This window comes from Streptomyces sp. NPDC054783, assembly GCF_053611725.1.
Map to the genome: position 1 here is coordinate 220,140 of NZ_JBSHAY010000008.1, position 21,138 is coordinate 241,277.

The 21,138-nt window shown below is 73.2% G+C and carries 20 protein-coding genes; 13 read left to right on the top strand and 7 right to left on the bottom strand.

Annotation, left to right across the window (positions count from 1 at the left end):
• The first annotated feature begins 14 nt into the window (after positions 1-14).
• A complete protein-coding gene (locus ACWGJ5_RS17250) occupies positions 15-1,502 on the top strand; it encodes a cytochrome P450 (RefSeq protein WP_453310541.1) in 1,488 nt (495 codons plus the stop codon).
• A 44-nt stretch (positions 1,503-1,546) separates the two neighbouring features.
• Here the strand turns inward: ACWGJ5_RS17250 and ACWGJ5_RS17255 are convergent, their stop codons facing one another.
• Positions 1,547-2,497, bottom strand: a complete 951-nt coding sequence (locus tag ACWGJ5_RS17255) for a pseudouridine synthase (RefSeq protein ID WP_453310542.1) — start codon at positions 2,495-2,497, stop codon at positions 1,547-1,549.
• Between the two features lie 65 nt (positions 2,498-2,562).
• On the opposite strand from ACWGJ5_RS17255, the gene ACWGJ5_RS17260 reads away from it, so the two are divergent.
• The 5 genes from ACWGJ5_RS17260 (at position 2,563) to ACWGJ5_RS17280 (ending at position 6,772) form a co-directional block, all read left to right on the top strand.
• Positions 2,563-3,144 (top strand): GNAT family N-acetyltransferase, encoded by a 582-nt coding sequence (locus tag ACWGJ5_RS17260; protein WP_453310543.1) that lies wholly within the window; start codon positions 2,563-2,565, stop codon positions 3,142-3,144.
• Positions 3,145-3,252: 108 nt separating this feature from the next.
• Entirely contained in the window at positions 3,253-3,876 is a 624-nt protein-coding gene (locus ACWGJ5_RS17265) for a helix-turn-helix transcriptional regulator (protein WP_453310607.1), read from the top strand.
• A gap of 171 nt (positions 3,877-4,047) precedes the next feature.
• A complete protein-coding gene (locus tag ACWGJ5_RS17270) occupies positions 4,048-5,055 on the top strand; it encodes an ATP-binding cassette domain-containing protein (RefSeq protein ID WP_453310544.1) in 1,008 nt (335 codons plus the stop codon).
• Entirely contained in the window at positions 5,052-5,828 is a 777-nt protein-coding gene (locus ACWGJ5_RS17275) for an ABC transporter permease (protein ID WP_453310545.1), read from the top strand. The genes ACWGJ5_RS17270 and ACWGJ5_RS17275 overlap by 4 nt, the downstream gene beginning before the upstream one ends.
• Before the next feature lie 11 nt (positions 5,829-5,839).
• The gene (locus tag ACWGJ5_RS17280) at positions 5,840-6,772 is read left to right on the top strand and encodes a 5'-nucleotidase (protein WP_453310546.1); all 933 of its coding nucleotides are present in this window, start codon (positions 5,840-5,842) and stop codon (positions 6,770-6,772) included.
• A 13-nt stretch (positions 6,773-6,785) separates the two neighbouring features.
• Here the strand turns inward: ACWGJ5_RS17280 and ACWGJ5_RS17285 are convergent, their stop codons facing one another.
• Both ACWGJ5_RS17285 and ACWGJ5_RS17290 read right to left on the bottom strand, forming a co-directional pair.
• The gene (locus tag ACWGJ5_RS17285; protein WP_453310547.1) at positions 6,786-7,631 is read right to left on the bottom strand and encodes a siderophore-interacting protein; all 846 of its coding nucleotides are present in this window, start codon (positions 7,629-7,631) and stop codon (positions 6,786-6,788) included.
• A gap of 128 nt (positions 7,632-7,759) precedes the next feature.
• Entirely contained in the window at positions 7,760-8,689 is a 930-nt protein-coding gene (locus ACWGJ5_RS17290; protein WP_453310548.1) for a 5'-3' exonuclease, read from the bottom strand.
• A gap of 417 nt (positions 8,690-9,106) precedes the next feature.
• On the opposite strand from ACWGJ5_RS17290, the gene ACWGJ5_RS17295 reads away from it, so the two are divergent.
• Together ACWGJ5_RS17295 and ACWGJ5_RS17300 are read left to right on the top strand one after the other, a co-directional pair.
• On the top strand, positions 9,107-9,676 hold the full coding sequence (locus tag ACWGJ5_RS17295; protein ID WP_228618696.1) for a helix-turn-helix domain-containing protein: 570 nt from the start codon (positions 9,107-9,109) through the stop codon (positions 9,674-9,676).
• Positions 9,676-10,395: a helical backbone metal receptor gene (locus ACWGJ5_RS17300; protein ID WP_453310549.1), complete on the top strand. Its 720-nt coding sequence runs from the start codon at positions 9,676-9,678 to the stop codon at positions 10,393-10,395. The genes ACWGJ5_RS17295 and ACWGJ5_RS17300 overlap by 1 nt, the downstream gene beginning before the upstream one ends.
• On the opposite strand, the gene ACWGJ5_RS17305 is transcribed toward ACWGJ5_RS17300, so the two are convergent.
• Positions 10,307-11,470, bottom strand: a complete 1,164-nt coding sequence (locus ACWGJ5_RS17305) for a TDT family transporter (protein ID WP_453310550.1) — start codon at positions 11,468-11,470, stop codon at positions 10,307-10,309. The genes ACWGJ5_RS17300 and ACWGJ5_RS17305 overlap by 89 nt on opposite strands.
• Before the next feature lie 70 nt (positions 11,471-11,540).
• On the opposite strand from ACWGJ5_RS17305, the gene ACWGJ5_RS17310 reads away from it, so the two are divergent.
• On the top strand, positions 11,541-12,494 hold the full coding sequence (locus tag ACWGJ5_RS17310; RefSeq protein WP_453310551.1) for a LysR family transcriptional regulator: 954 nt from the start codon (positions 11,541-11,543) through the stop codon (positions 12,492-12,494).
• Positions 12,495-12,692: 198 nt separating this feature from the next.
• Positions 12,693-13,655, top strand: a complete 963-nt coding sequence (locus ACWGJ5_RS17315) for a phosphotransferase family protein (RefSeq protein ID WP_453310552.1) — start codon at positions 12,693-12,695, stop codon at positions 13,653-13,655.
• A gap of 34 nt (positions 13,656-13,689) precedes the next feature.
• On the opposite strand, the gene ACWGJ5_RS17320 is transcribed toward ACWGJ5_RS17315, so the two are convergent.
• Positions 13,690-14,397, bottom strand: coding sequence for a gamma-glutamyl-gamma-aminobutyrate hydrolase family protein (locus ACWGJ5_RS17320; protein WP_453310553.1), 708 nt, complete (start codon positions 14,395-14,397; stop codon positions 13,690-13,692).
• Between the two features lie 52 nt (positions 14,398-14,449).
• Positions 14,450-15,187, bottom strand: coding sequence for a FadR/GntR family transcriptional regulator (locus tag ACWGJ5_RS17325; RefSeq protein ID WP_453310554.1), 738 nt, complete (start codon positions 15,185-15,187; stop codon positions 14,450-14,452).
• A 95-nt stretch (positions 15,188-15,282) separates the two neighbouring features.
• On the opposite strand from ACWGJ5_RS17325, the gene ACWGJ5_RS17330 reads away from it, so the two are divergent.
• The 3 genes from ACWGJ5_RS17330 to ACWGJ5_RS17340 are packed head-to-tail and all read left to right on the top strand — an operon-like array spanning position 15,283 to position 18,820.
• Entirely contained in the window at positions 15,283-16,641 is a 1,359-nt protein-coding gene (locus ACWGJ5_RS17330) for a glutamine synthetase family protein (protein WP_453310555.1), read from the top strand.
• An 11-nt stretch (positions 16,642-16,652) separates the two neighbouring features.
• Complete coding sequence (locus ACWGJ5_RS17335) at positions 16,653-18,041, top strand: aldehyde dehydrogenase family protein (protein WP_453310556.1); 1,389 nt, start codon at positions 16,653-16,655, stop codon at positions 18,039-18,041.
• Positions 18,038-18,820 (top strand): 3-oxoacyl-ACP reductase, encoded by a 783-nt coding sequence (locus ACWGJ5_RS17340; protein WP_069781870.1) that lies wholly within the window; start codon positions 18,038-18,040, stop codon positions 18,818-18,820. The genes ACWGJ5_RS17335 and ACWGJ5_RS17340 overlap by 4 nt, the downstream gene beginning before the upstream one ends.
• 9 nt (positions 18,821-18,829) lie before the next feature.
• Here the strand turns inward: ACWGJ5_RS17340 and ACWGJ5_RS17345 are convergent, their stop codons facing one another.
• Positions 18,830-20,032, bottom strand: coding sequence for an amino acid deaminase/aldolase (locus ACWGJ5_RS17345; protein ID WP_453310557.1), 1,203 nt, complete (start codon positions 20,030-20,032; stop codon positions 18,830-18,832).
• Positions 20,033-21,138: the final 1,106 nt, after the last annotated feature.

Below are 21,138 nucleotides of genomic sequence, written 5' to 3' on the forward strand. Positions count from 1 at the left end.
TCCGGAGCGACACCGTGACGTCTGAACCCTCCTCCCTGACCGACACAGACCCCAACGCCGGACCGCCGCGGGGCTGCCCCGCGCACCGACCGGGCCCCGGCGGACTGCACCGGCTCTACGGCCCCGACGCGGAGGACCTGGGCGGCCTCTACGAGCGGCTGCGGGACCAGCACGGCCCCGTGGCACCCGTGCTGCTGCACGACGACGTACCGATGTGGGTGGTCCTCGGGCACGCCGAGAACCAGCAACTGGTGCGCAGCCCCTCCGTGTACACCCGCGACAGCCGGGTCTGGACCCCGCTGGTGGAGGGCACGGTCAAGCCCGACCACCCGCTGATGCCGCACATCGCCTGGCAGCCGATCTGCTCGCACGCCGAGGGCGACGAGCACCAGCGGCTGCGCGCGGCGGTCACCGCCGCCATGGGGACCATCGACCACCGCACCGTGCGCCGCCACATCGGCCGCCACACCCAGGGCCTGGTCAACAGCTTCTGCGAACGCGGGCGGGCCGACCTGGTCCCCCAGTTCGCCGAGCATCTGCCGATGGCCGTCATGTGCGAGATCCTCGGCATGCCCGAGGAGTACAACGACCGGATGGTGCAGGCCGCCCGGGACGCCCTGAAGGGCACCGAGACCGCCATCCAGAGCCACGCCTACGTCATGGACGCGCTGAACCGGCTCACCACCCGGCGCCGCGCCCGGCCCGAGGAGGACTTCACCAGTCACCTCATCACCCACCCGGCCGGGCTCAGCGACGACGAGGTCCGCGAACACCTGCGGCTCGTCCTCTTCGCGGCCTACGAGGCCACCGCGAACCTCCTCGCCAACGCGCTGCGCATGGTCCTCACCGAGCCGGGTTTCCGCGCCCAGCTCAGCGGCGGCCAGATGACCGTGCCGGAGGCGATCGAGCAGTCCCTGTGGGACGAGCCGCCGTTCAGCACCGTCCTCGGCTACTACGCCAAGCAGGACACCGAGCTGGGCGGGCAGCGCATCCGCAAGGGCGACGGCCTGCTCTTCGCGCCCGCGCCGGGCAACCTCGACCCGCGCATCCGCCCCGACCTGTCTGCGAGCATGCAGGGCAACCGCTCCCACCTCGCCTTCGGCGGCGGCCCGCACGAGTGCCCCGGCCAGGACATCGGCCGTGCCATCGCCGACGTCGGCGTGGACGCGCTGCTGATCCGGCTGTCCGACATCCAACTCGACTGTGCCGAGGAGGAGTTGCGCTGGCGTGCGTCCATCGCCTCCCGGCACCTGGTGTCACTGCCCGTGCGCTTCGAGCCGAAGCCGCAGCAGGACGTCAACGTCCTGCCGAGGCCCGTGCCCCTCCCGCCGCAGCGCACCTGGCAGCCCGGCACCCCGGGCCCCGACCGGCCCGCGGTCGTCGAGCCCCGCCCCGCCACCCCCCGTCCCGTCACGCCCGAGCCCCATTCCACGGCTCCGCAGCCGGCGGTGCGCCGCCGGGGCGTCTGGCGGCGGTTGCTCAACTGGTGGCGTGGGGAGTAACCGCACCCGGAGGACGGCCCGTCGCGGCTCACCCGGCGGAGCGCTCAGCCCCGGCCCGCCCAGCCGTCGTACGACTCCCAGGCCTGGAGCACGCGTCCGCTGGCGAACGTGTGCTCCGCGCCGGTGACCGGATCGGTGAACTCCAGCCTGCGGGCGAGCAGTTGAAGCGGGCGCCGGAAGTCGCCGGCCGGCACCGGGGCGGTCACCTCCGGATACAGCGGGTCGCCGAGGACGGGGACGCCGAGCGCGCTGAGATGCACCCGCAGCTGATGGGTCTGCCCGGTCGCCGGGACGAGCCGGTACCGGGCCAGCCCGCCGCGCTGCCCGGCCGACTCGATGTACGTCTCGGCGTTCGGCTCGCCCTCGACCTCCCGGGCCGCCTGCACTCCGCGCTCCTTCACGATCCGGCTGCGCACGGTCCGGGGCAGGGCGAGCGAGCGGTCGTACGGCGCGATCGCCTCGTACTCCTTGCGCACCCGCCGGTCCCGGAACAGCGTCTGGTACGCCCCGCGCTCCTCGGGCCGCACGGTGAACAGCACCAGCCCCGCCGTCAGCCGGTCCAGGCGGTGCGCGGCGCTCAGCGTCGGGATGCCCAGCTCGCGCCGCAGCCGGGCCAGCGCGGTCTCGGTCACATGGCTGCCGCGCGGGGTCGTGGCGAGGAAGTGCGGCTTGTCGGCGACGACGATGTGCGCGTCCTGGTGGACGACCTCCACCGGGAACGGCACCGGCACCTCGGCGGGCAGCTCGCGATGGAACCACACGTACATCCCCGGCTCGTACGGCGCGTCCGGCGCCACCCCGCGCCCGTCGGCGCCGACGATCAGTCCGGAGTCGAACATCGACTCGACCATGCCGGGCGGGGCCCCCGTCAGCCGCTCCACCAGATGCTCCCGCACGGTGGCCCACGTCCCGCCGTACGGCAGCCGCACCCGCACGGGGTCGACCCCGTTGCGTTGGGGGAGCGGGGCGGGCGGGGGTGGTGTACGGCGTCTCATCGGGGTCAAGGGTACGAGGCGGAAACCGGTGGGCGGGCGGCCGTGCGGTGGGCAGGATGTGGATCATGCCGTATCTCAACAGCCCGGTCGTGCCGGCCGGCACCCTCGCCCGAGTCCCCCAGCCCAGCCTTCCCAGCGGTGACGGCTTGCTGCTGCGCCCTTGGCAGGCGAAGGACGCGCCCGCGGTGTACGCCGCCTTCCAGGATCCGCTGATGCACCAGTGGCACATCAGGTCCGCCGACTCCGAGCAGGAGGTCGCCGGCTGGATCACGCAGTGGCAGAGCTGCTGGACGGACGAATGCCAGGCCCAGTGGGCCGTCGTGGACGCGGACACCGACGAACTGCTGGGCCGTGTCGCGCTGCGCCAGATCCTGCTCGACGACGGCTGCGCCGAGGTCGCGTACTGGACGGTGGCACGCGCGCGTGGCCGGGGTGTCGCGGTGCGGGCCACTACCACGCTGTCCCGCTGGGCGTTCGAGGAGATCGGTCTGCACCGTCTCGAACTGTCGCACGCCACCGCCAACGAGGCCTCCTGCCGCGTGGCCCTGAAGGCCGGTTTCGCCGCCGAGGGCACCAAGCGCAGCGCCCTGCTCCATGCCGACGGATGGCACGACATGCATTTCCACGCGCGCGTGCGGGGCGACTGACCGGTGCGCGATCACCGGACACGCGATACATCGTAAGTCTTGACCCCTCGCGAACGGACGCGATATGTTCGTGAACGGATATTCGGAAACGAGGTGATCGTCGTGACCATGAAGCGTCGCAAGCTCGGCAACCCGCTGGCGCTCGCGGTGATGGCGACCCTCTGGCAGAAGCCCATGCACCCGTACGAGATCGCCCAGACCCTGCGTCGCCAGGGCAAGGACACCAGCACGAAGATCAAGTACGGCTCGCTCTACACGGTCGTGCAGAACCTCGAGAAGCACGGTTTCGTCGAGGTGACCGACGTGGAGCGGCAGGGCAACCGACCCGAGCGCACGGTGTACGGGCTGACCGACGCCGGGCGCGAGGAGATGACCGAGTGGCTGTCGGACCTCATCGCCGTCCCGGTGAAGGAGTACCCGATCTTCGAATCCGCCCTCTCGCTCATGGGTGCGCTGCACCCGGACGAGGTGGTGCGGCTGCTTCGGGAGCGGCTCAGTGCTCTGGAGGTCCAGGTGGCGAGCGGGCGGGGAGCGCTGGAGAAGCTGTCCGAGACGCTGCCGCGGCTCTTCCTCGTCGAGATCGAGTACCAGCTGCACATGACCGCGGCGCAGGCCGAGTGGGTCCGCGGTTTCCTGGCGGAGATGGAGGACGGCACGCTGCCGGACGTCGACGGCTGGCGGTACTTCCACGAAACCGGGGAGCTGCCACCGGACTTCACCGTGACCACCTGAGAGAGAACACGACCCCGGCGGGGCTGTTGCAGCAGCTCCGCCGGGGTCTCGAACCCCGAAACGGATCCGCCGTGCGGCGGCTCCGGGCGATCGAGGTGCGGCACACCCAGGATAGCCCGGCGCTCTTCACGTGGATCTTCCTTCCTACACACACGCAGGAGAGCTGTCGTCATGAACACCCGTGCGCCCGCAGTGGAGGCGCGCCGGCTCGTCAAGACCTATCCCGGTGACGTCACCGCCCTGAACGGCATGGACGTCACCGTGACACCGGGCACCGTCTTCGGACTCCTCGGCCCCAACGGCGCCGGCAAGTCCACCACCGTCAAGATCCTCACCACCCTGGCCCGCCCCGACTCCGGCACCGCGACCGTCGCCGGACACGACGTGCTGCGCCACCCCGACCGGGTGCGCCGCGCGATCGGCGTGGTCGCCCAGCAGTCCGGCGCCGACCCCGTCGCGACCGGCCGGGAGAACCTCCAACTGCAGGGCCGCCTCCACGGATTGAGCGGTGCGGCACTGAACCGCCGGGTGGACGAGCTGCTGGAGCGGTTCGGCCTCACCGACGCCGCCCGCCGGCCGGTGAAGGGCTACTCGGGCGGCATGCGGCGCCGCCTGGACGTCGCCCTCGGTCTGGTGCACCGCCCCGAGGTGCTCTTCCTGGACGAGCCGACCACCGGCCTCGACCCGGAGGCGCGCACCGCGATGTGGGAGGAGATCGGCCGGCTGGCCGGCGAGGAGGGGCTGACCATCCTGCTCACCACCCACTACCTGGAGGAGGCCGACCGGCTCGCCGAGCGCATCGCGATCGTCGACCGCGGCCGGATCGTGGTCGAGGGCACCCCGGACGCCCTCAAGGGCGAACTGCGCGGCGACGCCGTCCACCTGGAGCTGGGCGAGCCGGTCGGCGAGGCCGGCCGCACCCTGCTCACCGGCGCCCTGACCGCCCTGCCCGGGGTGCACGAGGCGCTGTGCGAGGGGCGCCGGATCAGCGTCCGCGCCGACGACGGAGCGGCCACGGTGCCCGCCCTGCTCGCCGCTCTGGACCGGGCCGGGGTCACCGTCTCCTCGGCCACCGTCGCCCGGCCCTCACTGGACGACGTCTATCTGCGCCACGCGGGCCGCCGGTACGCGGAGGCGGAGGCCGAGACCGCGGCCGTGCTCGCCGGAGGTGTGCGATGAGCGTCGCCCTCACCCAGACCTGGTACATGACGCAGCGCCAGCTGCGGGTGTTCGCCCGGCAGCCCGCCTACGCCGTCATCACCCTGATCCAGCCCGTGATCTGGCTGTTCCTGTTCGGCAACCTGTTCAAGAAGGTCGTCGAACTGGGCGGTTTCGGCACCACCTCCTACCTGGACTACCTGGTGCCGGGTGTGGTGGTGATGAGCGCCCTCAGCTCCAACATGTGGGCGGGGATGGGCACGTTGGAGGAGATCCAGCGCGGCACCCTCGACCGCTTCCTGACCACCCCTGTCAGCCGGGCCGCGCTGATGAACGGCAACGTCGTCAACAACGGCCTGGTCACGGCGTTCCAGTCGGTGGTCATCGTGCTGCTCGGCCTGCTCGGCGGCGCGGACTACCCCGGCGGCGTCGCCGGGGTCGCGATCCTCGTGGCGGTCGCCGTCCTGCTCGGCACGGTCTTCGGCGCCCTGTCCAACGCGCTCGGCATGCTCGTGCGCGAACGCGAGTCGATCATCGGCATCAACACCTTCCTGCTGCTGCCGCTGACCTTCCTCTCCAGCGCTTTCATGGCACCCTCGCAGATGCCCGGCTGGATGCGGCACATCGCCGACTTCAACCCGCTCAACTGGGCGATGGTGGCGGGCCGTGCCGCGATGTCCGGGCACTCCGACTGGGGCGTGGTCCTCAGCCGTGGCGGCGCGCTGCTCGCGCTCGCCGTCGCGGCGGTGTGGCTGTCGATCCGCACCTTCCGTTCCTACCAGCGGTCGGTGTGATGATGTAGGACATGCCGCCCTACGACCTCGCGAACCGGCTCGTCGTCGGTGTCGCCTCCAGCGCCCTGTTCGACCTGCGGGAGTCGGACGCGGTCTTCCGCGAGCAGGGCGAGGAGGCCTACCGGGCCTACCAGGAGCAGAACGTCGACACCACGCTCCGCCCCGGCGTCGCGTTCGCGTTCATCCGCAGGCTGCTGTCGCTGAACGACCTCGGCGAGCCGGGCGATCCGCTTGTCGAGGTCATCATCCTCTCCCGCAACGACCCCGACACCGGCCTGCGGGTCATGCGGTCGATCGCGGCCCATGAACTGCCGGTCAGCCGGGCCGTGTTCATGCAGGGCAGGGCGCCGTACGCGTTCATGACCGCGCTGAACATGTCCCTGTTCCTGTCCGCGAACGGCGACGACGTACGCGAGGCGGTCGCGGCCGGCCTGCCCGCCGGGCATGTGCTCGGATCGTCGTACGCGGACGACCCGGCCGACCCGGAGCTGCGGATCGCGTTCGACTTCGACGGTGTGCTCGCCGGTGATGCCGCCGAGCAGATCTACCAGTCCGGCGGTCTGGAGGAGTTCCGCGCACACGAGACCCGCAACGCGGCGACCCCGCACGACCCGGGACCGCTGCGGGACTTCCTCGCCGGTGTGAACCGGATACAGCGCCGGGAGGAGGAACGGCGCAGGACCGACCCGGACTACCCGAGCCGGGTCCACGTCTCCATCGTGACCGCGCGTGCCGCGCCGGCCCACGAGAGGGCCGTGCGGAGCCTGAAGCAGTGGGGCGTGACGGTCAACGGCGCCTTCTTCCTCGGAGGCATCGAGAAAGGCGCGGTGATGAAGGTACTCAGACCGCACATCTTCTTCGACGACCAGGTCACACACCTGCAGAGCACGTCCCGGACCACACCGAGCGTGCACGTCCCGTTCGGCAAGCTCAACGAGACCTGAGCGCGGGCCGGTCTCAGGCCGCCGCCGCGCCGCTCTCCTGCTCGGCCTCGATACGGGCGTTCCACTCGCGCTTGGAGGCCTGCCAGCCGTCCTCGTTGTGGCCCAGGCGCCAGTAGCCGGAGATCGACAGGTCCTCGCGCGGGATGTTCAGGTCGACCCGCAGCAGCCGGCGCAGCTCCTTCACGAAGCCCGCCTCGCCGTGCACGAACGCGTGCACCCGGCCCTCGGGGAACTCAAGGGCGCGTACGGCCTCCAGCAGCGCCTCGCCGACCGGCCGGTCGCCGCGGTGCAGCCAGACGACCGCCACATCGGAGTCGATCTTCTGCTCCTCCTCCGGGCCGGACACCTCCACGAAGGCATGGGCGCGGGCGCCGGCGGGCAGCGCCTCCAGGGACCGCGCGATCGCGGGCAGCGCGCTCTCGTCACCGGCGAGCAGATGCCAGTCGGCCGTGGGGTCGGGGGCGTAGGCGCCGCCGGGGCCCGTGAAGCGCACCGCCTCGCCGGGCCGCACCCGGGCGGCCCACGGGCCGGCCAGGCCCTCGTCGCCGTGGACGACGAAGTCCAGGGTCAGCTCACGGAGTTCGGGATTCCAGGCGCGCACGGTGTAGGTCCGGGTCACCGGCCACTGCTCCCGCGGGAACTCCGCCCGGATCCGCTCCACGTCGAAGGGCTCCGGGTAGGTCACGCCCTCGGGGCCGAAGAGCAGCTTCACATAGTGGTCGGTGCAGGTGTCCGCCGCGAAGTCGGCCAGGCCCTCGCCGCCGAGCACCACCCGCTGCATGTGCGGGGTCAGCCGCTCGGTGCGGACCACATGGGCGGTGCGGGTCTTGCGCGGCTTTCGTACCGGACGCTCTGCCATCACGACCTCCAGCAAGATGGTTAGGTTTGCCTAAGTTAGCACCTCGCTCTGCGGTCACACCTCGCTCCCGGCCCCGGCGGAGAGCCCTTTGCCGGAATATTCCGGTCACCGTGCATATTCAGGTACCGTCACCCGGGCTCCACGGCGAGTGTGGTCAACAGCCGCTGCAGGGAGCCGCCGAGCCCCCAGCGCTCGGCCAGCTGCTCCAGGCCCGCCGGGTCCCGAGGAGCGTGCGGCAGGGCCGTGTCGACGTCCGGCAGCGGTACGTCGTCCGCGACCCGCACCACCTTCGGCGCGACCGCGACGTACGGGCCGGCCTCGGTGAGCCGCTTGCGCTGCGACGGCGTGAGCCTGGCCCGCGGGTCGTCGACCGCCGTCATGATCCCGGCCAGGTCGCCGAACTCGGCGAGCAGCTTGGCAGCCGTCTTCTCGCCGATCCCGGGCACGCCCGGCAGGCCGTCGCTCGGGTCGCCGCGCAGCAGCGCCAGATCCGCGTACCCCCGCCCGTCGACGCCATACTTCTCGCGCAGCACCGCCTCGTCGGTCAGCTGCAGGGTGCCGACGCCCTTCAGCGGATACAGCACCCGGATCCCGCGCGCGTCGTCCACCAGCTGGTACAGGTCGCGGTCGCCGGTGACGATGTCCACCGGGCCCCCGGCGCGCGCGGTGAACGTGCCGATCACGTCGTCCGCCTCGTACTCCGCGACGCCGACCCGGGCGATGCCGAGCGCGTCCAGCACCTCCTCGATGACCGGCACCTGCGGGGAGAGGGTGTCCGGCACGACCTCCTCGTCCGGCGCGTCCTCGTGCTCCTCGGCTACCCGGTGCGCCTTGTAGGTGGGGATGAGGTCCACCCGCCACTGCGGCCGCCAGTCGGCGTCCATACAGGCCACCAGGTGCTGCGGCCGGTGGTCCCTGACCAGCCGGTCGATGAAGTCCAGCAGTCCGCGTACGGCGTTCACCGGCGTGCCGTCCGGTGCCTTCACGGAGTCCGGGACGCCGAAATAGGCGCGGAAGTACAGCGATGCGGTGTCGAGCAGCATGAGTCGTCCGGTCACGTTCGCATCATGCCGCACCGCACCGACAGTGCCGTGCGCGCCGGGCTCGAGCGCGCCTGTGCCAGGAAGCAGCCGGTCGCCGTCACCCCGTGGTCCCGCACGGGCGCGGCGCCTTTCCTGGCACGGCAAGGATCCGGCCAACCACGGTCCGTGACGACCCTTGGCCCCTGCCCGGGCCCCCGGCCCTGCTGGTCGGCATGTTCGCCCCGGGCCCGGACCCCGCCCGGGACCGGCCCGGGGCCCCGCCACGCTGGCGCGAACCGTGAGGGTGGCGGCTCGGCAGCATGTCGGGTATGTGACAGCGACGTGAAACGGTTTGCCGAACATGCGTAGGGTGCAGAGAAGTCATCAGAAGAGGTGTGCCCCGAGCCGGGCACCCGGACAGTGGCACGACGAGCGAGGGAGGGAGCCGGAGCGATGGGCGACCACAAAGAGCAGCCCGTGCGGGTGGGCGCGGCCGTCCGGCGACGCCGCCGTGCCCTGGACCTGACCCTCGCCGCCGTGGCCGAGCGCAGCGGTCTGTCGGTGCCCTTCCTCAGCCAGGTCGAGAACGACCGGGCCCGTCCCAGCCGCACCTCGCTGGAGAAGCTCGCCGACGCCCTGCGCACCACGGCCGTCGAACTCCTCGCCGCCGCCGACCCGGCGGCCAGTGTGGACGTCGTACGCGCCGACCCGGCGGCCGAGGGCGGCTTCGAGCCCCGGACCCGCTCCCTGGTGCGCGGCCACCACCAGCTGCACGCCTCCGAGTTCACCGGTGACCACGACGCCGGCCGCGAGTTCCAGCACCGCAACGACGAGCTGATGTACGTCGCCGACGGCGCGGTGGAGATAGAGGCCGAGGGGCGCGCGTATCGCCTCGGTCGCGGCGACACCCTGTATCTGACCGGTGGGGTCCGCCACCGGTGGCGGGCGACGGTGCCGGACACCCGGGTCGTCGTGGTGGCGGTCGCCGAGCACATCGAGGCCGTTCAGGACCGGTCGCGGTAGTGCGGGTCGTCTCCCTGGTCCCGTCCCTCACCGAGGCGGTGGCTGTGACGCTGCCCGGGGTGCTGGCCGGCGCCACCGGCTGGTGCACCCACCCGCCGGACCTGGACGTCACCCGGATCGGCGGCACGAAGAACCCCGAACTCGACCGCATCCTCGCCCTCGCTCCCGACCTGGTGATCGCCAACGAGGAGGAGAACCGCGCCCCCGACCTGGACGCCCTGCGCGCCGCAGGCCTCGATGTGCTGGTCACCGAAGTGCGCAGCGTGCCGCAGGCCTTCACCGAACTGGAGCGCGTCCTCACCGCGTGCGGCGCGCCGGGGCGCCCGCGCTGGCTGGCCGAGGCGGAGGCGGCCTGGACGGCGCTGCCGCGGCCCGAGGGCCGTACGACGGCCGTGGTGCCGGTCTGGCGCCGCCCCTGGATGGTCCTGGGCCGGGACACCTTCGCCGGCGACGTCCTGACCCGGCTCGGTGTCGACCACCTGTACTGCGGTCACCCCGACCGCTACCCCCGCGTCCCGTTGGACGAACTGCAGGCGGCGGCCCCGGACGTGGTGGTGCTGCCCGACGAGCCCTACCGGTTCACCGCCGACGACGGCCCGGAGGCCTTCCCCGGCCTGCCCTGCGCCCTGGTCAGCGGGCGGCACCTGACCTGGTACGGCCCGTCTCTGACCGAGGCGCCACGGGTGCTGGCCGAGGCGCTGCGAGCAACTCGCCGCTGAGCAGGCCGCGTACGGTGCCGGCGGCGGCCGCCGCCCAGGCCGCGGCGAGCAGGGCGTACAGCCCGACGGCCAGCGCGTCGAAGACCGCCAGACCGGTGTGCCGGGCGAGCGCCATGGCGCCGGTGACACACGTACCCAGCGGGAAGGTGAACGCCCACCAGCTCATCGTGAACCTCATGCCCCTCCGGCGGGCCCGCGCCACGTGCGCGGTCGCCAGCGCCAGCCACAGCAGCGCGAACCCCATGACCGGCACCCCGTACAGGACGGCGAAGACGGGCAGGCCACGGGCGTCCGCGGCCGGGACGACCCCCGGAGCCGCGTCCGCGATCTTGCCGACCGCGGTGGTGGACTGCCCGAGCGGGCCGAGGACCAGGAACAGGGTCGGGGTGAGGGCGAGCGGCAGCGGGCCCGAGACGAGCCGCGCGAAGACCAGCGACAGCATCAGCAGCGTCGCGAGCAGGCTCAGCCCGAACAGCGCGAGACAGGTCAGCAGCAGGGTCTCGCGGGGCGGGCCCGCCGGCAGGTACGGCACCAGCAGTGGGCCGAGCGCGGCCGACACCATGGGCGCGACCAGCGGCAGCAGCCAGGCCGGGCTCGCCTGCGCGGGCTCGACGCGGTGCCGTACGGCCATCAGGTACGGCACGGCCACGGCGGCGGCGAGCCCGACCGCCGTACCCGCGGTGAACAGTACGGTGTCCAGGGCGACGGCCGTGCCGGTGCCGATCAGGTCCCGCCCGGCCGTCGTGGCACCGCCGCCGACCGCCAGCAGGGCCATCGACAGGCAGCCGTAGAAGGGGGCCATGGCCGGGTCCAGGAGATCCGCGCGGGCCCGGTCGCGATGGTGGGTCCAGTGCAGGGCCCGGGCCCCGAGCAGGGTCACCAGCATGATCAGGGACAGGACCCAGGTTCCGGCGAAGACGTGGCGCAGAGTTGCCGCGTGCGCGGGCAGGGCGACGCCGGCCGAACCGAGGATGGCGGTGCCCATGACGGTGGCGTACCAGTTGGGGCCGAGGTGGCGGACCCGGGCGGTACGGGGGACGGAAGGGGCGGGCAAGGGCTGGGCTGCGGTGACCATGGGATCACCGTGCCGCCGCCGCTCGCCCCTGACCAGGGGGTTCCTTCCTATCAGGGCATAAGCTGGTCTTATGAGCGAGGCGGAGGGGCGGCGAGAGCCCACGGACCGAGAGCGCCGGGAACCGGAGCGCACGGCGTCACTGGCGCACCGGGTGCCCGACCTGGCCGCGCTGGAACTGCTGCTGGCGGTGGCGCGGCTGGGCAGCCTCGGTGCGGCGGCGCGCGAGGTCGGCATCACCCAGCCCGCCGCCAGCAGCCGGATCCGCTCCATGGAACGGCAACTGGGTGTGGCCCTCGTCGACCGCTCGCCCCGTGGCTCCCGGCTGACGGACGCGGGCGCCCTGGTGACGGACTGGGCCCGTCGCGTGGTCGAGGCGGCGGCGGCCTTCGACGCGGGAGCGCGGGCGCTGCGGGACCGGCGGGACTCGCGCCTCAGGGTCGCGGCGAGCATGACCATCGCCGAGTACCTGCTCCCGGGCTGGCTCCTCGCGCTGCACGCCGAGCGGCCCGACACGGCCGTGTCGCTGCTCGCGGGCAATTCGGCGAAGGTCGCGGAACTCCTGCTGGCCGGGGAGGCGGACCTCGGGTTCGTGGAGGGCCTGTCGGTCCCGACGGGACTGGACTCCGCCGTCATCGCCCGCGATCGCCTGATCGTCGTCACCGCGCCCGGCCATCCCTGGGCCCGCCGCCGGCGCCCGGTGACGGCGGAGGAACTGGCGGGCACTCCGCTGATCCTCCGCGAGCGCGGCTCCGGCACCCGGCAGGTCCTGGACGCGGCGCTCGGCGGCCTCGCCCGGCCCCTGATCGAGCTGTCCTCGACCACGGCGGTCAAGGCATCGGCCGTCAGCGGCGCGGGCCCCTCGGTCCTCAGCGAGCTGGCGGTGAGGGAGGAGCTGGCGATGCGACGCCTGGTCAGCATCCCGGTGGAGGGTGTCTCCCTGCGGCGCGACCTGCGCGCGGTCTGGCCGACGGGGCACCGGCCCACCGGCCCGGCACGGGAACTGCTGTCGCTGACGCGGGGGTGACGGGCGCGGCCCGGCCGGGGCCGGCGGGGTGGGGTCGCTTGCCTCGAAGCCACCGGTACTGCAGCTCCCCAAGGGGCGCGGGGAACAGCGCGACCAGCCCACCGCGCACCCGCACCCGGCTGTCGACGGCGAACTCCCACGGCGGCGGACCGCAAAACCCTTCGCCAAGCCGCGCAGCGCCCCGGCACCATGATCCGCATGACCGTCACCGCCCCGCCCGCCAGAGGCGTCCGCGCCCCCTGGGAAGACCTCCCGACCGCCGTCCGTGAGGCCGTCGGCGAGATGCTCGGGTCGCCGGTCGTGCGGTCGGAGACCCAGCACGGCGGTTTCTCGCCCGGCGTGGCCGCGCGGGTGCGGACCGCCGCGGGCGGCACCGGTTTCGTCAAGGCGGTGAGCGGCGAAGCCAATCCGCACAGCCCCGGCCTGCACCGCCGGGAGGCCCGGATCGCCGCCGCGCTCCCGGCCGTCGTACCCGCGCCCCGGCTGCTCGGGACGTACGACGACGGCACCTGGGTGGCACTGGTCTTCGAGGAGGTGGCCGGGCGCCAGCCGCACGTGCCCTGGCGGCCGGACGAGTTGCGCCGGGTGCTCGACGCCGTGACCGTGCTCGGCCGTACCGGCACGCCCTGCCCCATCGACGTCCCGCCCGTCGCCGAGGATCTGGCGGACGCCTTCAACGGCTGGCGCCGGCTGCTCGACGGCGAGGCCGGCGGGGCCGGTGAGGTGCGCGACCGGCTCGGTGCCTGGACCGCCGGCCATCTGCGCGACCTCGCCGCGCTGGAGGCCGGCTGGGCCGAGGGCGCCTCGGGGGACACCCTGGCCCACGCGGACCTGCGCGCGGACAACGTGCTGCTCACGGCCGACGGGGACGTGGCCCTCGTGGACTGGCCGCACGCCATGCGCGCCGCGCCCTGGTTCGACCTGCTCGTCATGCTGCCGTGCGTGCGGGCGCAGGGCGGGCCCGATCCCGAGGAGGTGTTCACCGCGCACCCGCTGGGCCGCGACGCCGACCCGGACGCCGTGACCGCCGCACTGGCCGGCCTCAGCGGCTACTTCCTGCGCAGCTCCCTGAACCCGGCACCGCCGGGCCTGCCCACCCTGCGCCCCTTCCAGCGAGCCCAGGGCGATGCGGCCCTGGAGTGGCTCCGAAAGCGGCTGTGACCCAGTCGGAGGCCGGGGCCGTCCGGGGCCCGGACTACGGCCGTCCGGCCGTGCCCGGCGTGGCGGCCGTGACCAGGGCCGACAGCACCCGCAGGTCCTCGCCCATCTCGGGGTGCCACTGCACGCCCAGCACCCAGCCCCGGTCCGCGGGCAGCTCGACCGCCTCCACCGTGCCGTCCGCCGCGTAGGCCGACGGCACCAGTCCCGCGCCGAGCCGGTCCACGGCCTGGTGGTGGTAGGTGGGCACGGTCGTCTCCTCCGGGACGATCCCGGCGTACAGGGTCCCCGGCACCGGCTTCACCGGGTGGCCGCCGAACACGCCGACCACCTCCGCGTGCCCCTCCAGGTGCTGGACCAGCGTGCCGCCGAGCGCCACGTTCAGCAGCTGCATGCCCCGGCAGATGCCCAGCACCGGCGTTCCGGCGTCCAGCGCGGCCTCGATCAGGGCCAGTTCCCAGGCGTCGCGGGCCAGGGCGGGCGGACCCGTACGGGGCTCGCGCTCGGCGCCGTACCGGACCGGGTCCACGTCCGGGCCGCCGGCGATCACCAGGGCGTCCAGCCGGGCCACCGTCTCCGCCGCGCGCTCGGGCGTGTCCGGCGGCAGCATCGCGGTCAGCCCGCCGGCCCGCTGCACCAGCCGTGGATAGCCGGCCGGCAGCAGCGCCGCGTCCAGCTCCCACACGCCCCAGCGCGCGCCGGACTCCAGATAGGTGCTGATGCCGATCAGCGGTCGTACGGTCATGCCACCCTCCACGGAAGCCAAAGGTTCACGCCTATACCTTTCCAGACCGGCCTCACGCCAGGAAGCCCCGCAGCAGCGCCGCCGTGCCCGCGCAGTGCTCCCGCATCATCTCCCGCGCGCCGTCCGCGTCCCCGTCCAGCACCGCCTCCACCAGCGCGGTGTGCTGGCGCTGCGAGTGCTCCAGGTTGCGCACCAGCAGCGGGATGCAGTCCAGCAGATCGTTCACCGTGGCCCGGACCGCCGCGTACTGCGCGGTCAGGGAGGGTGAACCGCACAGCTCGGCGAGGGTCAGGTGGAGCAGGGTGTCCAGCCGGCGGTAGTCCGCCAGCGGGGCGTCGTGCGTGCGGGCCAGCGCCTCGCGCAGCCGGTCCGCCTGCTCGCCGCTCAGCCCGTGCGCCGCGCACAGCCCGGCCGCGCCCACCTCCAGCACCTCACGGAACCGCAGCACGTCCTCGATGTCCACCTCGGCGATCCGCCGCCGCAGCTCGTCCTCGCCGCCCGCGTCCGCGCGCGGCAGCACGAACGTTCCGCCGTAGCGCCCGCGCCGCGCCTCCACCAGCCCCTGGTCCTGGAGCACCTTCAGCACCTCGCGCAGCGTCACCCGGCTGATCCCGAGCCGCTCCGCCAGTTCCCGCTCGGCCGGCAGCCGTTCCCCGCCCGGCACCAGGCCGAGCCGCACCACCTGGAGGATCTGCTCCAGCGCCTCCTCGAAGCCGTTGCCCGCCCGCACCGGCCGCAGCACCGGAGCGAGCCGGTCACCCAGCCCATAGGGGCCGATGTCCTGCGACATCCGCCGTACCCCCTTCCCAAGCAATGGTTCTGAGCAATACCTTATGGCTCCCGGCCCGGCCGAAAAAGCGCGAAGGCGCCGAAGGAGGCTCTCCCGTGGCAGACCGCACACCCCCGCTCAGCGTCGAGGAACTGCACGCCCTCGTCGCGAGCGGTGAGATCGACACTGTCGTCCTGGCCTTCCCCGACATGCAAGGGCGGCTGCAGGGCAAGCGGTTCGCCGCCCGTTTCTTCCTGGACGAGGTCCTGCGGCACGGCACCGAGGGCTGCAACTACCTCCTCGCCGTCGACACCGAGATGAACACGGTCGACGGCTACGCGATGTCCTCCTGGGACCGCGGCTACGGCGACTTCGCCATGCACCCGGACCTCACCACCCTGCGCCGCATCCCCTGGCACCCCGGCACCGCCCTGCTCGTCGCCGACCTCGCCTGGAACGACGGCTCCCCGGTCGTCGCGGCGCCCCGCCAGATCCTGCGCCGCCAACTGGAGCGGCTCGCCGAGCTCGGCCACACCGCCCAGGTCGGCACCGAGCTGGAGTTCATCGTCTTCAAGGACTCCTACGAACAGGCCTGGGACGCGGGCTACCGGGGCCTGACCCCGGCCAACCAGTACAACATCGACTACTCCATCCTCGGCACCGGCCGCATCGAGCCCCTGCTGCGCCGGCTGCGCAACGACATGGCCGGCGCCGGCCTCACCGTCGAGTCCGCCAAGGGCGAGTGCAACCCCGGCCAGCACGAGATCGCCTTCCGCTACGACGAGGCCCTCGTCACCTGCGACCAGCACGCGCTGTACAAGACCGGCGCGAAGGAGATCGCCGCCCAGGAGGGCGTCTCGATCACCTTCATGGCCAAGTACAACGAGCGCGAGGGCAACTCCTGCCACATCCATCTCTCCCTCGCCGACGCCGACGGCGGCAACGCCATGGCCGACGGCGACGGAATGTCCGACGTCATGCGGCACTTCCTCGCCGGACAGCTTGCCGCCCTGCGCGACTTCTCGCTCCTCTACGCCCCGAACATCAACTCCTACAAGCGGTTCCAGCCCGGCTCCTTCGCCCCCACCGCCGTCGCCTGGGGTCACGACAACCGCACCTGCGCCCTCCGCGTGGTCGGCCACGGCCGCTCCCTGCGCTTCGAGAACCGCCTCCCCGGCGGGGACGTGAACCCCTACCTCGCCGTCGCCGGACTCGTCGCGGCCGGCCTGTACGGCATCGAGCAGAAGCTGGAACTGCCCGAGCCGTGCCCGGGCAACGCCTACACCGCCGGCTTCGAGCACGTGCCGACGACTCTCCGCGAGGCCGCCGAGCTGTGGGAGAACAGCCCCATCGCCAAGGCCGCCTTCGGCGACGAGGTCGTCGCGCACTACCGCAACATGGCGCGCGTCGAGCTGGAGGCCTTCGACGCCGCGGTCACCGACTGGGAGCTGCGCCGCTCCTTCGAACGCCTGTGAAAGGTCACCACGTGTCCGACCCGCACGAGCTCGTCGTCCTCAACCCCGCCACCGAAGAGGTCGTCGCCACCGTCCCCGCCGCGAGCGCGGAGGACGTGACCGCCGCCGTCGTACGGGCCGCGCGCGCCCAGACCGGGTGGGCCGCCCTCGCCCCCGCCGACCGGGCCCGGCTGCTGCGCCGCTTCGCCGACACCGTCGACGCGCACATCGAGGAACTCGCCCAGCTGGAGGTCCGCGAGGCCGGTCACACCGTCGGCAACGCCCGCTGGGAGGCCGGCAACGCCCGCGACCTGCTGCTGTACGCGGCCGGCGGCGCCGAACGCCTCCTCGGCAGGCAGATCCCGGTGCCCGGCGGATGGAACGTCACCTTCCAGGAACCCCTGGGCGTGGTGGGCGTGATCGCGCCCTGGAACTTCCCCATGCCGATCGCCGCCTGGGGCGCCTTCCCGGCGCTCGCGGCCGGCAACGCGGTCGTCCTCAAGCCCGCCGAGACCACCCCGCTCACCGCGCTCCGCCTCGCCGAACTCGCCCTGGAGGCGGGCCTGCCCGAGCACGTCTTCCAGGTGTTGCCCGGTTACGGCCACACCGCCGGACGCGCCCTGGTGGACCACCCGGACGTCGCCAAGATCGTGTTCACCGGCTCCACCCGCACCGGCCGCGAGGTCATGGAGCGCTGCGCGAGGCTCGTCAAGCCGGTCACCCTCGAACTCGGCGGCAAGAGCCCCAACATCGTCTTCGCCGACGCCGACCTGAAGGCGGCCCTGGACCCCTTCTCCTTCCTGGACAACTCCGGCCAGGACTGCTGCGCCCGCACCCGCATCCTCGTGCAGGAGCGGGTGCTGGAGGAGGCCCGCGAGTTCCTCGCCGACGCCCTCGCCTCCGTCGTCGTGGGCGACCCGGCCGACGAGAAGACCCAGATGGGCCCGCTGATCTCGCGTCAGCAGCTGGACCGCGTACGGTCGTACGCCCCCGAGGACGCCCCCGCGCTGCGCGGCAGCGCCCCCGACGGCCCCGGTTTCTGGTTCCCGCCGACGGTCCTGACGGGGGAGCGGCCGGACAGCCGGACGGCCCGCGAGGAGATCTTCGGCCCCGTCGCCGTTCTCCTCCCCTTCACCGACGAACAGGACGCGATCCGCCTCGCCAACGACACCCCCTACGGCCTCTCCGGCTCCCTGTGGACCCGGGACCTCGGCCGCGCCCTGCGCGTCTCCCAGGCCGTCCGCGCGGGCAACCTGTCCGTCAACTCCCACTCCAGCGTCCGCTACTGGACCCCGTTCGGCGGCTACAAGCAGTCCGGCCTCGGCCGCGAACTCGGCCCCGACGCCCTGACCGCCTTCACCGAAACCAAGAACGTCTTCATCAGCAACGTCTCCCCCAGCACGGAGGGCCCCGCACAGTGACCGCAGAATCTGTTTGCCGCCGCCTGGTCGGCCGTACCGCCGTCGTGACCGGAGCCGGCAGCGGCATCGGCCTCGCCACCGCCCGCCGGCTCGCCTCCGAAGGCGCCCACGTGGTCTGCGCGGACGTGGACGAGGCCCGCGGCAAGGCCGTCGCCGACGAGGTGGGCGGGCTCTTCGTCAAGGTCGACGTCACCGACCCCGAACAGGTCGAGGCGCTGTTCAAGACGGCGTACGACACCTACGGCAGCGTCGACGTCGCCTTCAACAACGCCGGCATCTCCCCGCCCGACGACGACTCCATCCTGGAGACCGGCCTGGAGGCCTGGAAGCGGGTCCAGGAGGTCAACCTCACCTCCGTCTACCTGTGCTGCAAGGCCGCCATCCCCTACATGCGGCGCCAGGGCAAGGGTTCCATCATCAACACCGCGTCCTTCGTCGCGCGGATGGGCGCGGCGACGTCGCAGATCTCGTACACGGCCTCCAAGGGCGGCGTGCTCGCCATGTCCCGTGAGCTGGGCGTGCAGTTCGCCCGGGAGGGCATCCGCGTGAACGCCCTGTGCCCGGGCCCCGTCAACACCCCGTTGTTGCAGGAGCTGTTCGCCAAGGACCCCGAGCGGGCCGCGCGGCGTCTCGTCCACATCCCGGTCGGCCGGTTCGCCGAGGCGGAGGAGATCGCCGCTGCCGTCGCCTTCCTGGCCAGCGACGACTCCTCCTTCGTCAACGCCACCGACTTCCTGGTGGACGGCGGAATCGCGGGCGCGTACGTCACGCCCCTGTAGGCCGGCCGGTCAGAGGAAGGTCTGCCCCTCACCCCGGTAGGTGGGCACGGTCGCCGCGACCGTGTCCCCCTCGATCAGGTGCAGGGCCTCGAACCGCTCGCACAGCTCGCCCGCCTTGGCGTGCCGGAACCACACCTTGTCGCCGATGAGCAGGTCGTCGGCGGGCGAGCCGAGCAGCGGGGTCTGCACCTCGCCGGGGCCCTCCTGGGGGTCGTACTTCAGGCCCTCGGGAAGGTACGGCACCGGCAGCCGGTCGGGTCCGGCTGCACCCGAGGCCGGGTAGCCGCCGCCGAGCACGGTGACGACGCCGACCCCCGGGCGCCGTACGACGGGCTGGGCGAACAGGGCCGCCGGACTGCCGGTGAACGACGTGTAGTTGTCGAAGAGGCGCGGCACGTACAGGCCCGAACCGGCCGCTATCTCGGTCACCGCGTCCTCGGCGGCGGTGTGCTGCACACTGCCCGTGCCACCGCCGTTGACGAACTCCAGGCCGGGGACGACGGCCCGTACCGCGCGTACGACCGCGGCCCGCCGCTCGGCCAGTTCCCGGCGCGCGGCCGCCTGCATCAGCCGGATGGCCCGGGACCTCAGCGGCCGCCCGGCCACCGCGTCCCCGACACCCGCGATGTGCCCTTCGTACGCCATGATCCCCACCAGCCGGAAGCCCGGCCGCCGGGCCACCGACCGGGCCAGCTCGGCGAGTTGGGCGGGGGAGCGCAGCGGGGAACGCCTCGCGCCGACCCGGACCCGGCCGCCGAGCAGCTTCAGCGAGGTGTCCAACTCCAGGCAGACCCGCACCACTTCGCGTCCGCCGTCCCGTGCGGCGTCGATGAGGTCGAGGTGCGCCGGGTCGTCCACCATCACGGTCACCGCACCGGCGAGCTTGGGGTCGGCGGCCAGTTCGGCGAAACCGGCCCGGTCGGCGGACGGATAGGCCAGCAGGACGTCGTCGAATCCGGAACGCGCGAGCCACAGCGACTCGGCCAGCGTGAACGACATGACGCCCTGGAAGCCGTCCATCGCCAGGACGCGCTCCAGCAGGGCCCGGCAGCGAACCGACTTGCTGGCGACCCGGACGGGCTTGCCGGCGGCCCGGCGGACGAGATCGGCCGCGTTGGCGTCGAAGGCGTCCAGGTCCACGATCGCGAGAGGGGCGTCGAGATGGGCGGTGGCCCGGTCGTAACGGGCCCGGTCGGCGGCGCGCGCAGTCATGACGGAAGCCTGCCAGACAGGATTACCGCAGGGTAGGGGGACGTTCCGGGCAGATGCCCCGGCGTTCCGGACTGGTTCTGATTCCGGCCCGGACAACCCGTAGAGTGACGCGCACGTACGGCGGAACGTCCCCGGCCGCATCGCTGAACCGGGATGCCCGTCCGGCCGTACGGGTATGCGTGCCCGGACGGATCTTCCGCACCGGGCGCAGCCGAGCAGCGCAGCGGCCCGCGTACGTGAGGACGGCCCGGGCACGAGGAAACGGGGGGTGCATGAGCACGGAAGCGCGCCACGCTCCCATCCCGCCGCGCCCCTCGACCCCACCCCGCCCGTCCACCCCACCCGACGACCCCGACGACGAGCCGTCGGTCTTCACCCCGCGCGCCGGACGCGTGTCCAACGGGGGTACGGCGGGCGTGGAGGGGACTTCTCCGGAGACAGCAGCGAACGAGGGCCGCCCGTCACCCGCGGGTTTCGCCGGTGGCGGGGGCCCTTCGGGTGGGTCGGCTGCGGTCGAGGGTCACCGGTCGGCTGGGGGCTTCGCCGGTCGTGGCGGGCCTTCGGGCGCATCCGCTGCGGTCGACGGTCGCGCGTGGGGCGGGGGCGTCGCCGGTAGGGGCGCGGCATCGGACGCGGCGGCCGTGAGTGAGGGGCGGGCATCCGCCGGAGGCTTCGCGGGGAAGAGCTCGTCTTCCGCCGCGGCGTCCGGAGGTGACTCCTCGCCCTCGATCGGGCGGTCCATGGCCGGCGGCTCGTCCTCGGCCTGGCGTCCCGTACGCGACGGCTCGCCTTCTTCCCCGGGGTCCGCGGGGAACGGCGCGCCGTCGGCCGGTCGGTCTGCGGTCAGCGGCTCGCCCTCGGCCGGTCGGTCCGCCGGCAGCGGCTCGCCCTCTGCCGAGGACGCCGGGCGTGAGGGCCGGACATCCCGTGGGGGCGCCGGTGCTCGGACCGAGCAGGGTGCTCGGCCCGGCGCGCCGCACACTGTCGTACCCGCCGCCGGTGCACCCGTGAGCCCGCCTCCGCCGCCGGCCTCGGCCCGGTTCCCCGACGCGCCGCCGCCCACGGGTCGCGAGGAGCACCGTCCCGGACGGGAGTACCGGAAGCCC

Excerpts from the sequence above, each read along its gene's own strand:
- ACWGJ5_RS17320 (WP_453310553.1), bottom strand. The coding sequence starts at position 14,397 with ATGACCGTACGACCGCTGATCGGCATCAGCACCTATCTGGAGTCCGGC.
- ACWGJ5_RS17285 (WP_453310547.1), bottom strand. The coding sequence starts at position 7,631 with ATGGCAGAGCGTCCGGTACGAAAGCCGCGCAAGACCCGCACCGCCCAT.
- ACWGJ5_RS17295 (WP_228618696.1), top strand. The coding sequence starts at position 9,107 with ATGGGCGACCACAAAGAGCAGCCCGTGCGGGTGGGCGCGGCCGTCCGG.
- ACWGJ5_RS17270 (WP_453310544.1), top strand. The coding sequence starts at position 4,048 with ATGAACACCCGTGCGCCCGCAGTGGAGGCGCGCCGGCTCGTCAAGACC.
- ACWGJ5_RS17280 (WP_453310546.1), top strand. The coding sequence starts at position 5,840 with ATGCCGCCCTACGACCTCGCGAACCGGCTCGTCGTCGGTGTCGCCTCC.
- ACWGJ5_RS17260 (WP_453310543.1), top strand. The coding sequence starts at position 2,563 with ATGCCGTATCTCAACAGCCCGGTCGTGCCGGCCGGCACCCTCGCCCGA.
- ACWGJ5_RS17265 (WP_453310607.1), top strand. The coding sequence starts at position 3,253 with ATGAAGCGTCGCAAGCTCGGCAACCCGCTGGCGCTCGCGGTGATGGCG.
- ACWGJ5_RS17325 (WP_453310554.1), bottom strand. The coding sequence starts at position 15,187 with ATGTCGCAGGACATCGGCCCCTATGGGCTGGGTGACCGGCTCGCTCCG.
- ACWGJ5_RS17310 (WP_453310551.1), top strand. The coding sequence starts at position 11,541 with ATGAGCGAGGCGGAGGGGCGGCGAGAGCCCACGGACCGAGAGCGCCGG.
- ACWGJ5_RS17345 (WP_453310557.1), bottom strand. The coding sequence starts at position 20,032 with ATGACTGCGCGCGCCGCCGACCGGGCCCGTTACGACCGGGCCACCGCC.
- ACWGJ5_RS17315 (WP_453310552.1), top strand. The coding sequence starts at position 12,693 with ATGACCGTCACCGCCCCGCCCGCCAGAGGCGTCCGCGCCCCCTGGGAA.
- ACWGJ5_RS17275 (WP_453310545.1), top strand. The coding sequence starts at position 5,052 with ATGAGCGTCGCCCTCACCCAGACCTGGTACATGACGCAGCGCCAGCTG.
- ACWGJ5_RS17255 (WP_453310542.1), bottom strand. The coding sequence starts at position 2,497 with ATGAGACGCCGTACACCACCCCCGCCCGCCCCGCTCCCCCAACGCAAC.
- ACWGJ5_RS17305 (WP_453310550.1), bottom strand. The coding sequence starts at position 11,470 with ATGGTCACCGCAGCCCAGCCCTTGCCCGCCCCTTCCGTCCCCCGTACC.